This window comes from Acinetobacter sp. SwsAc4, from assembly GCF_013391535.1.
Lineage (GTDB): Bacteria > Pseudomonadota > Gammaproteobacteria > Pseudomonadales > Moraxellaceae > Acinetobacter.
Genome location: NZ_JACAXC010000023.1, coordinates 1 through 14350 on the forward strand (window position 1 = coordinate 1; position 14350 = coordinate 14350).

At 39.0% G+C, this 14350-nt stretch carries 12 protein-coding genes and 2 pseudogenes; 7 read left to right on the forward strand and 7 right to left on the reverse strand.

Annotated features, from left to right (window positions below):
- Positions 1-504 precede the first annotated feature (504 nt).
- Both HYG88_RS11070 and HYG88_RS11075 read right to left on the reverse strand, forming a co-directional pair.
- Positions 505-1059, reverse strand: coding sequence for a peptidylprolyl isomerase (locus tag HYG88_RS11070; protein ID WP_178883096.1), 555 nt, complete (start codon positions 1057-1059; stop codon positions 505-507).
- Between the two features lie 136 nt (positions 1060-1195).
- A complete protein-coding gene (locus HYG88_RS11075; protein WP_178883097.1) occupies positions 1196-2266 on the reverse strand; it encodes an alpha/beta hydrolase in 1071 nt (356 codons plus the stop codon).
- Between the two features lie 317 nt (positions 2267-2583).
- Here HYG88_RS11075 and HYG88_RS11080 point away from each other — a divergent pair.
- From HYG88_RS11080 to dnaK, 3 genes and pseudogenes are all read left to right on the forward strand, one after another.
- Positions 2584-2836 (forward strand): annotated as a pseudogene (locus tag HYG88_RS11080) (LysR substrate-binding domain-containing protein); the annotation flags it as partial.
- A gap of 159 nt (positions 2837-2995) precedes the next feature.
- Complete coding sequence (gene grpE / locus HYG88_RS11085) at positions 2996-3541, forward strand: nucleotide exchange factor GrpE (protein ID WP_178883098.1); 546 nt, start codon at positions 2996-2998, stop codon at positions 3539-3541.
- A gap of 187 nt (positions 3542-3728) precedes the next feature.
- Positions 3729-5672 carry a molecular chaperone DnaK gene (gene dnaK / locus HYG88_RS11090; protein ID WP_004949942.1) on the forward strand — a complete coding sequence of 648 codons (1944 nt, stop codon included), beginning with the start codon at positions 3729-3731 and terminating at the stop codon, positions 5670-5672.
- Between the two features lie 47 nt (positions 5673-5719).
- Here the strand turns inward: dnaK and HYG88_RS11095 are convergent, their stop codons facing one another.
- On the reverse strand, positions 5720-6604 hold the full coding sequence (locus HYG88_RS11095) for an MBL fold metallo-hydrolase (RefSeq protein ID WP_178883099.1): 885 nt from the start codon (positions 6602-6604) through the stop codon (positions 5720-5722).
- Between the two features lie 176 nt (positions 6605-6780).
- Here HYG88_RS11095 and HYG88_RS11100 point away from each other — a divergent pair, with 176 nt between their 5' ends.
- From HYG88_RS11100 to HYG88_RS11110, 3 genes and pseudogenes are all read left to right on the forward strand, one after another.
- On the forward strand, positions 6781-7689 hold the full coding sequence (locus HYG88_RS11100) for a matrixin family metalloprotease (RefSeq protein WP_178883100.1): 909 nt from the start codon (positions 6781-6783) through the stop codon (positions 7687-7689).
- Between the two features lie 18 nt (positions 7690-7707).
- A pseudogene (locus HYG88_RS11105) lies at positions 7708-8061 on the forward strand (matrixin family metalloprotease); the annotation flags it as partial.
- Positions 8062-8181: 120 nt separating this feature from the next.
- Positions 8182-8565, forward strand: a complete 384-nt coding sequence (locus tag HYG88_RS11110; RefSeq protein ID WP_087545560.1) for a hypothetical protein — start codon at positions 8182-8184, stop codon at positions 8563-8565.
- Positions 8566-8613: 48 nt separating this feature from the next.
- Here HYG88_RS11110 and HYG88_RS11115 read toward each other — a convergent pair whose 3' ends face one another.
- The 4 genes from HYG88_RS11115 to HYG88_RS11130 form a co-directional block, all read right to left on the reverse strand.
- Positions 8614-9906 (reverse strand): lytic murein transglycosylase, encoded by a 1293-nt coding sequence (locus HYG88_RS11115; protein ID WP_218647879.1) that lies wholly within the window; start codon positions 9904-9906, stop codon positions 8614-8616.
- A gap of 632 nt (positions 9907-10538) precedes the next feature.
- On the reverse strand, positions 10539-11660 hold the full coding sequence (locus HYG88_RS11120; protein WP_178883102.1) for a 5-(carboxyamino)imidazole ribonucleotide synthase: 1122 nt from the start codon (positions 11658-11660) through the stop codon (positions 10539-10541).
- Positions 11661-11671: 11 nt separating this feature from the next.
- Positions 11672-12184, reverse strand: a complete 513-nt coding sequence (gene purE, locus HYG88_RS11125; protein ID WP_004660511.1) for a 5-(carboxyamino)imidazole ribonucleotide mutase — start codon at positions 12182-12184, stop codon at positions 11672-11674.
- Positions 12185-12318: 134 nt separating this feature from the next.
- Positions 12319-12618 (reverse strand): DMT family protein, encoded by a 300-nt coding sequence (locus HYG88_RS11130; RefSeq protein ID WP_249571318.1) that lies wholly within the window; start codon positions 12616-12618, stop codon positions 12319-12321.
- A gap of 264 nt (positions 12619-12882) precedes the next feature.
- Between HYG88_RS11130 and mpl the strand changes: the two genes are divergently transcribed.
- Positions 12883-14244, forward strand: coding sequence for a UDP-N-acetylmuramate:L-alanyl-gamma-D-glutamyl-meso-diaminopimelate ligase (gene mpl, locus HYG88_RS11135; RefSeq protein WP_178883103.1), 1362 nt, complete (start codon positions 12883-12885; stop codon positions 14242-14244).
- The last annotated feature ends 106 nt before the right edge of the window (positions 14245-14350 follow it).

The following is a 14350-nucleotide window of genomic DNA, read 5'->3' on the forward strand; positions in this document are numbered from 1 at the left end:
AATCAATGAAATATTTTCGATCGATCAATCAGTAAAAATCCACACAAGTTGTTCTTCTATTCTCTTAATGATCTTCTCGATGATTCGTCATCATCAAGCTAGGTCGGCTATGTTACTCTAATCTAAACTAAAGTCAACAGGTAATTTCGATATTTTTAAAACCCACCAATCAATCCAAGAACCCAACTAATCTAGCCAATCCTTGTTTCTCAACAAGTTTTTATCTGCATCACCGCCGATGGATGTACATTCTACACCATTTCAAAACACACGCAAGCACTTTTAGAAAATTTAAAATTCGGTTGTTTTTTTTTAAAACTTCAACCTACCTAATTTACTGATTTATATAATTTAAAATTTATTAATTTTCTTAAAAGTGAATTTAAAAAACATAAATAACTGTAATTTAATGACTTAATTAAAAATATGGATTTAATTCCACCTAATTTTGATGATCAAATTGAATTAAAGCAGAAATATTTAAAAATATTTCTGCTTTAATTTTTACTTCTTGTTCTTTATCTGAACACTAATGATTTTAATCGGCTGTTTAGGGACATTTTGATGCATTCCATAGTTACCTGTAGGAACACTAACAATTTTATCAACAATATTCATTCCTTTCGTTACCTTACCAAATACAGCATAACCAGCATCCATTTGTGAACGATTTAGGAAAGTGTTGTCAGCAACGTTAATAAAAAATTGACTCGTAGCAGAGTTAGGATCACTAGTACGAGCCATTGCCAATGTACCGCGCGTATTTTTCAAGCCATTGCTTGCTTCATTACTAATAGGTGCTTTAGTTGCCTTCTCAATCATATTGGCATCCATCCCCCCGCCTTGAATCATAAATCCTGGGATGACTCGATGAAAAATAGTTCCAGCATAAAAGTTACTTTTTACATAGCTTTCAAAATTTTTTGCTGATACAGGTGCTTTATCGTTAAAAAGTTCAATTTCAATATTTCCCATACTGGTTTTCATATCAACCATTGTGTTGGCAAATAAATGGCTGCTTATTAATAGTAGGCTGGTTGTCATCAACAACTTTTTCATGATTGCTTTTCTCTGATTTTAACGAGTGATTTGTTGTACTTCTCAATATTAGTTTTACAAATTTATTTTTGCTATTTCTATTTGTTATTTACTAATAAAAAAACCTATGTTCCACGTGAAACATAGGCTGATTAATTTAATTGTGTTTATCCCAAAACTTTCTGAAGTTTTTAGCGATTTCGATTGTATTGCGTTTAGCTTTACTCGAAATCGGTGTGAGATTAATAAATCCATGCGTTTGATCTGGATAATCTACATAATGCACTTTAACACCACTTTGTCTTAGTTTATGGCTATAAATCTCACCTTCATCATGTAATAAATCATGCCCTGCTGTTACCACAAATGCTGGAGCTAGTTTTTTAAGACTTCCATACGTAGGTGAGATTAATGGATCATCTAACGCAACTTGATGCTGTGTTGAATAATATTTAGTGACGTAATCTACATCTTTACTGGTTAACACCAAACCCTGACCATAGGCATAAAAAGAAGGATGTTTACTTTTAAAATCTACAACAGGATAAAACAACAACTGAGCTTGTGGTGCATATGATTTACCAACCGCATGCTGTGCAACTACAGTACTAATATTTCCTCCTGCACTATCTCCAGCAACAGCGATACGATTTTTATAAATTTTTAGCTGACGACGATTTTGATACACCCATGCTAATGCATCATCACAAGATTTAATGAGTAACTGCGGAGATGCTTCTGGTGCAAGCGGATAATCGATACTCAGAACTTGTACTTTTGCGTACTTCGCAATGAGTCGACAGGCTTCATCATGCGTATCTAAACCACCAACGACGAAACCACCACCGTGATAGAACACGATCATCGGTAATTTTTTATTAGGTGCAGGATGATAATGCCTTGCGAAAACAGTGCCACTCTGTAAAGGCAGACGTATATCTTCTACCGATTCTATAGAAGTCGATTTATTTAAAATCGCTAACATTTGTGTATCAAATTGACGGCGAGATTCGATCGGATCATCTCCAATAAAACCAACACGCCCTTGTTTAATTTGAACTGCTATTAAGCATTTTGTAAAAGCATACAAATCTGGATATTGATATGGGTAGCCTAAAACTTTCGCCAATGATTCTTGTACAATCTTAGGCAGCTTATCTAGCGCTCGTGCAGCAGGACCTTGTCCTTTATCTAAAATCGTTTGAATTTTTTGAGGTAATGCTGACACGTTCTTCCCCTTTTTCGCCCTGTCCATAGTTCTTGTTCATATCGACTATATGCTGTTATAAAGTCGTAGATCAAGATAAAGAATTCAAAATCATGCTGTAACCTAAATGGCTTATCTTAAAAAGTCATTAACCATTTTGCTAATCACTGCTTGCCTTTCATGCCAATAGCCAAGCTCAAGCACAGGTAAAAGAGGTATTTTCTGATTTTTTAATATTTCTAATGGCTTTGTTGCACAAACCTATCTGTAAAGGCTTTTCATCGCGGAAATATTGCCATTTGGTTTGATCCTGCTACGCAATGGTATGCTTCATCAATACGTTTAAAAGTAATGATGTGATTGCGCTGTATCAAATGTGTCTCAAAGCAGAAGGCATTGCCATGTTCCCAACGCTATTGGTGCGTCAGGATATTGCACAACAACGTTTACAACAGGTATTTACAGATTTTTGCACCTGACCTAACCTTGTGGTTAGTCTATGCATCAAGGCAACATTTACCGAAAATCACACAAGAATTTATTGCTTTTGTCGTCGAAAACTTCAATTTTTACTTAAATCAGCAAAATTAAAAGATTTAAATCAACCTGAACGCTTGAATTTTGTCGCCTTGCCCATACTTCATCCCTATCTATGAATGACCAAGATGTGGCAGTTCGGGTTTAACCCTATGAGCATTCACGCCAAAAGGACTGTACATGTTTAAGAACTTTTTTCAACGGAGATCATCAATGGCTAATGAGCAAAATGAGCAAGCTCAAGACATTCAAAATGAGCAACAAACTGAACAAACTCAAGCTGAAGGTGTAGAGCAAGCAAACGAGCTTAGCGTTGAAGATTTACAAACGCAAATCACCAAACTCGAAGAAAGCTTGAAACTTGAAAAAGCCCGTACTGCAAATGCCGTGTACGAAGCACAAAAGAGTGTTGAACGTATCCAGCGTGAATCTGAAAAACACAAAGATACCGTTCTTGAGAAATTTGCTAAAGAGTTGTTGGATTCAGTCGACAATCTTGAACGTGCGATTCAAGCCGCTGGCGACGAACAAACACCTGTGCTTGAAGGTATCAAGCTAACCCTGAAATCATTACTGACCACACTGGAAAAATTTGGCGTGCATGAAGCAGATACAAAAAATGGTTTCAACGCAGATCTTCATCAAGCAGTCGGTATCGATCCAAACGCTCAAGCGAACCAAATCGGCACCGTATTGCAAAAAGGTTATACCTTAAATGGTCGCCTACTCCGCCCAGCAATGGTGATGGTTGGTCAATAAATTGACGTTGAGCATTTAAAATTTTGCTCAAAACACAATAATTCGAGAGTTTTTTGATTTTTTTTCATAAAAATGCTTGAAAAAAACCGATTGACTCTCATATCGAATAACAAGCAAATCCCCTTTTAAATTCCATTTATTAAATAGGAAATCAGGGGGTTCACAAAATTTTAGAGGAATATCCCAAATGGCAAAAATTATTGGTATTGACTTAGGTACTACCAACTCATGTGTTGCTGTACTTGAAGGCGATAAAGTAAAAGTAATCGAAAATGCTGAAGGCGCACGTACAACCCCATCAATCATCGCTTATAAAGATGGTGAAATTTTAGTTGGTCAAAGTGCTAAACGTCAGGCTGTAACAAACCCGAAAAACACTTTATTCGCAATCAAACGTTTAATCGGTCGTCGTTATGAAGATCAAGCGGTACAAAAAGACATCGGTCTTGTACCTTACAAAATCATCAAAGCAGACAATGGTGATGCTTGGGTTGAAGTAAACGACAAAAAATTAGCGCCTCAACAGATCTCTGCTGAAATCTTGAAAAAGATGAAGAAAACTGCAGAAGACTATTTAGGTGAAACAGTTACTGAAGCGGTGATTACCGTTCCTGCTTACTTTAACGATGCTCAACGTCAAGCAACTAAAGATGCGGGTAAAATTGCAGGTCTTGATGTTAAACGTATCATTAACGAACCAACTGCTGCCGCTCTTGCGTTCGGTATGGACAAAAAAGAAGGTGACCGTAAAGTTGCAGTTTACGACTTAGGTGGTGGTACTTTCGACGTATCAATCATTGAAATCGCAGACCTTGATGGCGACCAACAAATCGAAGTGTTATCAACAAATGGTGATACTTTCCTTGGTGGTGAAGACTTTGATAACGCGTTAATTGAATTCTTGGTTGAAGAATTTAAGAAAGAACAAAGTGTGAACTTGAAAAATGATCCACTTGCGTTACAACGTTTGAAAGAAGCTGCTGAAAAAGCAAAAATCGAGCTTTCTTCATCAAATGCAACTGAAATCAACCTTCCATACATCACGGCTGATGCAACTGGTCCTAAACACTTAGTGATCAATGTAACGCGTGCAAAACTTGAAGGTTTAGTTGCTGATTTAGTTGCTCGTACAATCGAGCCTTGCAAAATCGCGCTTAAAGATGCTGGTCTTTCGACTTCAGACATCTCTGACGTAATTTTAGTTGGTGGTCAGTCTCGTATGCCACTTGTACAACAAAAAGTACAAGAATTCTTTGGTAAAGAGCCACGTAAAGACGTGAACCCTGATGAAGCGGTTGCAATCGGTGCTGCGATTCAAGGTGCTGTATTGTCTGGTGACAAAACTGACGTTCTTCTATTAGACGTAACACCATTAACTTTAGGTATCGAAACAATGGGCGGTGTATTAACACCAATCATTGAGAAGAACACCACGATTCCTGCGAAGAAATCACAAGTGTTCTCTACTGCTGCTGACAACCAGCCTGCTGTAGATATTTCTGTTTACCAAGGTGAACGTAAAATGGCTCAACAAAACAAATTGTTGGGTAACTTCCAATTAGGCGATATCCCACCTGCTCCACGTGGCGTACCGCAAATTGAAGTATCGTTCGACATCAACGCTGACGGTATCTTAAAAGTATCGGCTAAAGATAAGAGCACTGGTAAAGAGCAATCAATCCAGATTAAAGCGAACTCAGGTTTGTCTGATGCTGAAATCGAAGCAATGATTAAAGATGCTGAAGCAAATGCTGAAGAAGACCGTAAATTTGAAGAGTTAGCGAAAGCTCGTAACGAAGCAGATGCTTTAGTATCTAGCTCAAACAAAGCAGTTAAAGATCTAGGTGACAAAGTGACTGAAGATGAAAAAACTGCAATCGCTACTGCGGTTTCTGAGCTTGAAGCAGCAACTAAAGAAAATGATGTTGAAGACATCAAAGCGAAAACTGAAGCTTTACAAAACATCTTGATGCCAATCACTCAACGTGCTTATGAACAAGCACAAGGTGCTGGCGGCGCAGAAGGTTTTGATCCAAATGCATTCCAAGGTGGTGATGCGGGTCAACAACAAAAAGCGGACGATGGCGTTGTAGATGCTGAGTTCACAGAAGTTAAAGATGACAAAAAATAATTTGTCGCTTTAAAAAAGACCGCGCGAAAGCGCGGTTTTTTTATATTTTAAGATGAAGCATTTTGTTCAAAATACATTTCACCCAAAATCGGCATAAACAAAGGTATTACACCACAGGCTTTTATTTCTTCAATAAACTCAGGAATATTCACCCCTGGCAACAACTGAGGAACGTCATCAATCGGCGTCACCATGCTATCCCAATGACATGGAATAATGTATTTCGGTTTCAGTAGTCGTACCACATCTTTGACATAGTTCAGACGATATTTCCGTCCAATCGCACACAGGCACACGATATCTGCCTGTCTCCCCTGCAACTCTTGTTCAATAAAATCGGCTGAATCAATATGCACGAGACTAAGTTGTCCTGTGCTAATCCACCAATTAAAAACTTGTCCATGCCGCAGATGATGAAATCTGGGCGGATAAGGAGGTGGAGTGGTCATATCCCCTGGTAAAGGCACACGGCCAAACAGTGCCTTACCATGTATGGATGGTAAACCCACCACTTGCCATTGACCACAATCTATGATTTCTCTTCCCTTTGTTTCAAGCATTTGCGATTCAGACAAGCCTGCTGAACGTCCATACATTAAAGTCGCTTTGGATCCAATTAACCGTGCCCCCGTTTGTTTACACACTTCTGGCGCATCTAGAATATGATCGTAATGAGCATGTCCAATCAATACATCATCTGCATTTGGTATATGTTGTCTGACTAATTCAGGATCACTCAATAAAGGCTGAGTAAACGTTTGGTTTAAGTTTGGACGACTGATAAAAGGATCAAGCACAACTGTACGATGCTGATCAGAAAGAATGAATCCCGCCGCCCCCAAATATTTGATTTTTAAATTTTTAACGTTTGCCTCAGCAGGAGAATCTGCTGTCCATGCAGTATCAGGCGCTTTCAGTAAATATTTCAGCATATTGTGCCTTAATGTTTATTTTATTTATTCCTTCAGAATATGCATTAAAGCAGAATGTGATACATGTTGATATATTTTCCAGATATCTCTTATTCTTGTTATAGTTCAATTTATTTAGATCAAAAGTCTCTCTTAAACTGATTCATCTCATTTTCAGAAGAATAGAAAATACAATCATGCGCTTTTTAATTTTTTCAGGGTTAATTATTTTCTTATTAGGGTTAAGTTATCAAACTCAGAAATATCCTCAACTAAAATTCAATTCATTAGCTGACCGTATCACTCATCCAATAGATACTCGCCTGCGTTATCGAATCGCTGAGGTAGATCCTCGTTTTAAACTCAGTCTTGAACAAGTACAAGAAATTAGCCAACAAGCAACTCAAATTTGGAAAGATGGTACAGGACAGGATTATTTTGTTTATGACCCCAATGCCCAACTTGCGATTCACCTCATTTACGATGAACGCCAACAAGAAAGCGAACAACGCCGAGAACATATAACTCAACTCGAAGCGAATCAACAGGTATGGAAAGATAAAAAACAGCAATTAGACCAAATTGAACAAGAAATTATGCGGAGTAAGCAATTTTTAGATTTAAAACAACAACAACTCAATCAACAAATTCAGCAATATAATCAAGAGCAGCTTTCTGCTCAACACAACCAATCTTCATCTGGGAATTCGACATATTTTCAGCAGAAACAACAAGAGCTACAAAGTAATATTGAGTTAGTGCAACAAGAAGTTAATCAATACAATCAAAGAATTACTCAATTAAATCAAAAAATAGATGAACTTAACTCACTGGATCAACAACTAGATGCTTCAGTCAAACAATACAAACAACGCTTTCAACCACATTTATTTCATAAAGGCTTATTTAATGGAAAACAAATTTTAATCTATGAGTTTGAATCAGATAACGATTTACGATTAACACTAGCACATGAACTAGGACACGCCCTTGGTTTACAACATGCAAACAGCCCTCAAGCGTTAATGTACCCTATTATGAAAGATCAAGAGATGGACCATTTCCGTCTCACTCAGGCTGACCGTGATTTATTATTAACAAGATAGCCTTTTATGGCTGAATTCGCTCTACAACAAGAGATTCAAGTTTATAATCAAAAAACTCAGCAACTTAATCGAGATATTCAAAAACTCAATCAAAATAATAAGCAACTTGTAGCATCAACTCATCAATTTAATCAAACATTTCAGCCACGTTTGTTTCACAAAGGGCATTTCAATGGTAAACAGATTTTTATTTATGAATTTTCCTCAGTTGATGACCTGCGTTTAACGCTTGCACATGAATTTGGTCATGTATTGGGTTTAAAGCATACCAAAGATCCAAAATCACTGATGTATCCAAGAATCAAGGAACAAGATGCGAAGAACTTTCAACTCGCAGATGTCGATCTGGAACTACTCGGCTTTTCTCGTTAAGTCTCTGTTATAAGGATATGAAAAATCTATAAGCTGATGTTTTTAAAAAGATCGTAACAATGAGTCGATTCTTTTGATTTATTCATGTTATTGTGGTGTTAAAACATCATCTTAGTCTTAATGGAGATCAGCATGAGTTATTATCATATCCTCATTGAAGTGAATGACCACATCAGTACGATTGAACAGACTCGTGATATTGAAATCTTAGATATTCAGGATCTTAGTCCGTATCTTCATTCTATTTTGATCCCCTATTTCAATGAACATGAATTAGAGTTTGAAGATGAGAATCTTGCTTATAATGAAGTTCTACATCTCGAAGTTAAACAAACGCTCTTGCCAATTGAACACCTGATTGAAGAAGAACAAAAACAACTACCTAGCGATACAGATGTAACTATTACTGCTTACGAAATTTTTAATGATCGTGATTTAAGCCAAGATGTCACTGCGGTAATTTTTGATATTTTAGAAGCCATAAAATTAGATGCTGCACCCTAAATAAAATAAGGTCTGTGTTTAAGCAGACCTTATTTTATTTAAATATACTTATTGCATCATTTGTTTTGCTTGCTCTTGCCTAAATGCACGTAAAATCTGTTGTCCCGCACGGCCTGTAGGATTCAAGCCTAAGCGCGTTTGCTCTTGGCGAATGGCTTGACGACTTTTGTCTCCAATCAGTCCATCCACCACACCAATATCATAACCTCGCTTGACCAAAAACTGCTGAATTTCGCGACGCTCTGCTCGAGAAGTCCCTGCATCATCCGTTGGCCAAGACGTTAAAAATGCTGTACCACCTCGTAAACGATCAGATAAATGAGCGATCGCTAAGCCATAACTTTCAGCAGCGTTATAGCTATAAATTGCATCAAAGTTTTTAAAGACTAAAAATATTGGACCATTTGCGCCCGCAGGTGAAATCAATCCAGCAGGCGTACTACCCGATAAATTACCTTGAATTAAAGCTGTACCATCCGCACGAGTCACACCCTGTGCAACCCAGCTATTCAGCGACCTTTTATTACGACGGCTTTCACCTGCAACTGACATACCTTGTGGAATTGTCACTTCAAAGCCCCACGGCATACCTGTTTGCCAACCTGCTTGTTTTAAAAAGTTTGCCGTCGAAGCCAAAGCATCTGTGGTACTTGAAACCAGATCACGGCGACCATCACCATCAAAATCTACTGCTAAGCGCTCGTAGGTCGATGGCATAAACTGGGTATGACCAAAAGCCCCTGCCCATGAGCCATAGAGTTGATCTTGTGCTAAATCACCACGCTGTAAAACACGCATCGTCGCAAAAAATTCACTACGGAAATAACTTTGGCGGCGGCCCTCACAACTGAGCGTTCCCAAAGCCTGCAATAAAGGATATTTACCTGAAATATCACCGTAGTTACTTTCCACACCCCACACCGCCACTACAGTTTCTGCTGGTACACCATAAGCCTGTTCAACTCGATTTAAAACAGCACGATGTTGAGCAAGTTTTTGTTTGCCCACTTGGACACGCTCATCATCAACCAAACCTGATAAATAGTCCCAAATTGGAGTCGAAAATTCAGGCTGGTAATTTAATTTATCAATGACTGAATAATCAGGCGTTAGGTTTTGCGTATAACGATCATAAGTCGCACCAGATACCCCAGATGCAATTGCCTGAGAACGCAAGTTCGCAATACACGACTGGAAATTTGTATTTGGTGAATAGGCACTGTTGGATGGTGCAGTCGTTGTCGCTGACACCGTTGCACCATTAATAATGAGTTCTGCATGCGCTTGATTAAATAAAGCAAATAAGGCAGTGCCTATAAATAGAGAAAAATGATTTTTCATGTCTTAACCAAAGTTTTTAAATTTAAATTTCCTGTTCACCTTAACACGCAGCCGCACTATGTTCCGTTTGGAAACGTAACTTTGAATTCATTTATTGTCTTTTAAATTTAAAGCCTAATTTTTAAATTCATAACTCCACCATCGTTTTAAATTTAAAAGTTACCAACAGCCTTCATTTAAATTCAAAACAAGCATCAATCACTATCTGTATTTTTGAATTTAAAAATAACTTCATATCAACCATGTTTTTGAATTCAAAAATAGATACTTCATTTAAATTCATTCCAATTTACTAAAACAGCTCAAACCCACACACTATTCCTTACATTTCATAAAATTAAAATCAAAAATAGATATCCACAGCCTCAAAATTTAAATTCAAAACACAGCAATACCTTTGGTTTTAAATTTAAAAAATGCATATTTTTGAATTTAAACCACAACACTCAACAACCCAGCACAATTTAAATTCAAATTTTTCACACTATTTTAAATTCAAAAGCCCATCTTAAAGTTATCCACAGTGTACCAAAAATGGTTCGTGCATTTTTTGAATTTAAAACTTTAAATTCAAAAAATCATACGCAATAAAAAAGCGATCCAAAGATCGCTTTTAGATAATGTGGATAAGTTTAGAGATTCATATCATCTGTCAGTGCTAATGGAACTGGTAAAATCTTTGCCAACTGACGACACAAGTCGGTTAAATCATCACGGTCATTCGGCATCAGTGTGATATGGCCCAACTTACGACCTGCACGCTCAGACTTATTATAAAGATGTAAATGCGAACCTTTCAGTGCTAAAACATCTTCTGATTTCGGGTGTTGACCAATGATATTGATCATTACTGTTGGACGCACAACATCGGTTGCTCCTAGCGGCAACCCTGCTACTGCACGGATATGATTTTCAAACTGCGAGCAAATCGCACCTTCAATCGACCAATGTCCTGAATTATGAACACGACATGCCATTTCATTGGCATAAAGCCCTTGTTCAGTCACGAATAATTCAAGTGTAAGTACACCCACATAATTAAGATGATTCAACAACCGAGTAATATAGTCTTGTGCAACTGGTTGTAAATCTGTGCTATTTGGTGCAGGAACGATTGAGTGTGACAATATGCCATTGTGATGGTGGTTTTCAGCAAGTGCCCATGTTTTGACATCACCATCTTGACCACGCACCGCAATAATAGATACTTCACGGCTAAATTTCACAAAACTTTCTGCAATCAAGCTTTTGGCAGGCCCTAATTCAGCCCAAGCTGTATCAATTTGATCTTCAGAACGTAATACGAACTGACCTTTACCATCGTAGCCACCTGTTACAGTTTTTAATACGATAGGTAATCCCAGTTCAGCCACGGCTTGCTTTAAGCTCTCTAAGCTATCCACAGCACGATACGGTGCAACTGGAATACCTAGTTCGTCAAACAAACTTTTTTCTGCCAAGCGATTTTGTGCTGTCGCCAAAGCAAGGCGAGGAGGGTGCAGTGTTTTGGTTTGGGTCAAAACATCTACATCAGCAACAGGCGTATTTTCAAATTCAAGACTGAATACATCGGCACTTGCGATGAAATCTTGTAGTGCTTGTGGATTTTTACTTGAAAATACAGGACCTAAAATAGCTGCTGGGCAGTCTGTTTCGGCTTCGAAAAAGCTACATTGAATATTGAGTGGTAAAGCTGCTTGCGCCATCATGCGCCCAAGCTGTCCACCACCAAAAATACCGATGGTTTTATTCATGATTGGCCCCGTTATACTTGACCAGGAATGTTATTGTTCGATACTTTTTCCGTTTGAGCTGTGCGGAAATCAGCCACATTTTTTGCAATATCTGGGCGGGTTAAACCTAGAATTTGCGCTGCAAGAATTGCCGCATTGGTTGCACCTGCCTGACCAATTGCCAGTGTTCCCACAGCAATACCCGCTGGCATTTGTACAATCGAAAGCAATGAGTCAACGCCATTTAAAATTGAAGATTTAACAGGCACGCCAAGCACAGGTAAATCAGTTTTAGCAGCACACATCCCCGGTAAATGCGCCGCGCCACCCGCACCTGCAATAATCACCTGAATACCACGATCACGTGCTGTTTCAGCATATTCAAATAAACGATCTGGCGTACGGTGCGCAGAAACCACCTCAGCTTCAAAAGGAACACCCAATTGTTTGAGCATATTAGCGGTATGTTCAAGTGTTGCCCAATCTGATTGAGAACCCATGATAATCCCGACTAAAGGTTGGCTATCTGTTGCGACCGCATTCATTGGCTTTTCCAAAACATGATAAAAATAGGGAAATGTCTCGACTTACGCCAAGCACAAAGGAATAAATTGGCAAATATTATAGCGGTTTTTTCAGGCATCCCCAAATAAAGAACATTAGGGCAGTAGCCGAAAAATTAGCTCTGGTTACGGAACACAAAATAGACACAGCCCATTAAGCAAAACATCGCCCAGACATAATCCAACTTGAATGGTTGTTTAAACAGGAAAATCATAAAGGGCACAAACACAATCAGCGTAACAACTTCTTGGGTGATTTTCATTTCGCCCAAACTCCAACCCTGTTGATTTAATAGTTTAGTTGCAGGAATCATAAAACTATATTCCAATAGAGCAATCAACCAACTAAACAAAATCGCTTGCCAAAGCGGCGCATTGTGTAAAATTTTCAGATGCCCATACCACGCCATCGTCATAAAACAGTTAGAAATGATCAACAAACATAATGCTAAAAGTGTAGGGCTCAATCGGATGTCCTTTTATAAAAATAAGGGCTGAATCATTTGCTTTGAATACATCAGAATAACGTTAAAATCACTCAATTTTAAGTTAATAACAACAACGAATTTTGACTATCTTTTCAATGTCAGCCTTGCTATCGTTGCGATTGATTTTTATTGATAACGACAATCATACACACGAGATTAGTGCTGTATGTAAAGCAGTGGAGAAGGCGCATTATGCATCTGCATATTTTGGGTATTTGTGGCACATTTATGGGGTCTTTGGCTCTATTGGCACGAGATTTAGGACATAAAGTCACAGGTTCAGATGCCAATGTTTATCCACCCATGTCGACTCAACTGGAAAATGCAGGTATTGAATTGATGCAGGGCTATGACCGTAGCCATTTACAACCGCATCCTGATCTTGTGATCGTCGGCAATGCCATGAAACGTAGTATTGATGCGATTGAATACATGTTAAATGAAGGCCTGCCTTATATTTCTGGGCCACAATTCTTGGCCGATCATGTACTGCAAGGCAAACATGTACTCGGTGTCGCAGGGACACATGGCAAAACCACCACCACCACCATGCTGGCTTGGGTGCTTGATCAAGCAGGCTTAAATCCTGGCTTTTTGATTGGTGGCGTACCACTGGGTTTTAGCGAAAGCGCGCGTTTAGGCGGTGGCAAATATTTCTGTGTAGAAGCCGATGAGTATGATTCTGCCTTCTTCGATAAGCGTTCTAAGTTCGTTCACTATCACCCTAAAACAGCGATTTTAAACAACCTTGAATTTGACCATGCCGACATCTTTGATGACCTCGCTGCCATTCAAAAACAGTTTCACCATTTAGTGCGTACCATTCCAAGTGAAGGTCGTATTATTGCGCCGATTACTGAAACCAATATTGATGAAGTGCTAGAACAGGGCTGCTGGACGCCTGTGGTTCGTACCAGTCTTGAAGCCAATGACCAAGCCGCTTTATCTGCGGAGCTAGTCAGTGCCGATGGCAGCCACTTTAATGTGCTTGAACACGGCAAAGTAATTGGCGAAGTGAAATGGGATATGACAGGGCAACATAGTGTTGCCAATGCTTTAGCGACGATTGCGGCTGCACAGCATGTCGGTGTAACCATTGAACAGGCTTGTGAAGCTTTATCTAAATTCGGTGGGGTAAAACGCCGTATGGAGCTGTTAGCAACGGTTCGTGGTATCGAAGTCTATGATGACTTTGCCCATCATCCAACCGCAATTGAAACCACGCTGGACGGCGCACGTAAGCGTTTAGGTGAGCGTAAACTGTGGGCGATCATTGAGCCACGCTCTAACACCATGCGTATGGGCAGCCATAAAGATGGTTTGGCACATTCAGCACGTTTAGCCGATGAAGTGATCTGGTATCAGCCAGAGGGCTTGGACTGGGATTTACAGCCTGTGATTGCCGCTTCATCAAACAAGGCGGAAGTCAGCCGCTCTTTAGATGAGATCATTGCCCGTGTGGTGAATGAAGCAGGTGAAGGAGATGCTGTGGTGATCATGTCCAATGGTGGTTTTGGTGGATTACACCAAAAGTTGATTACGGCTTTGTCGTAATATAGCCTATAGCACACTTTTGTAATTCAATCTTGTCACGGTATTTACTACCGTGACAGGCGGCATAGATGCCGCCTGTTGAGCAGGGGTTACATGGACGCACCCT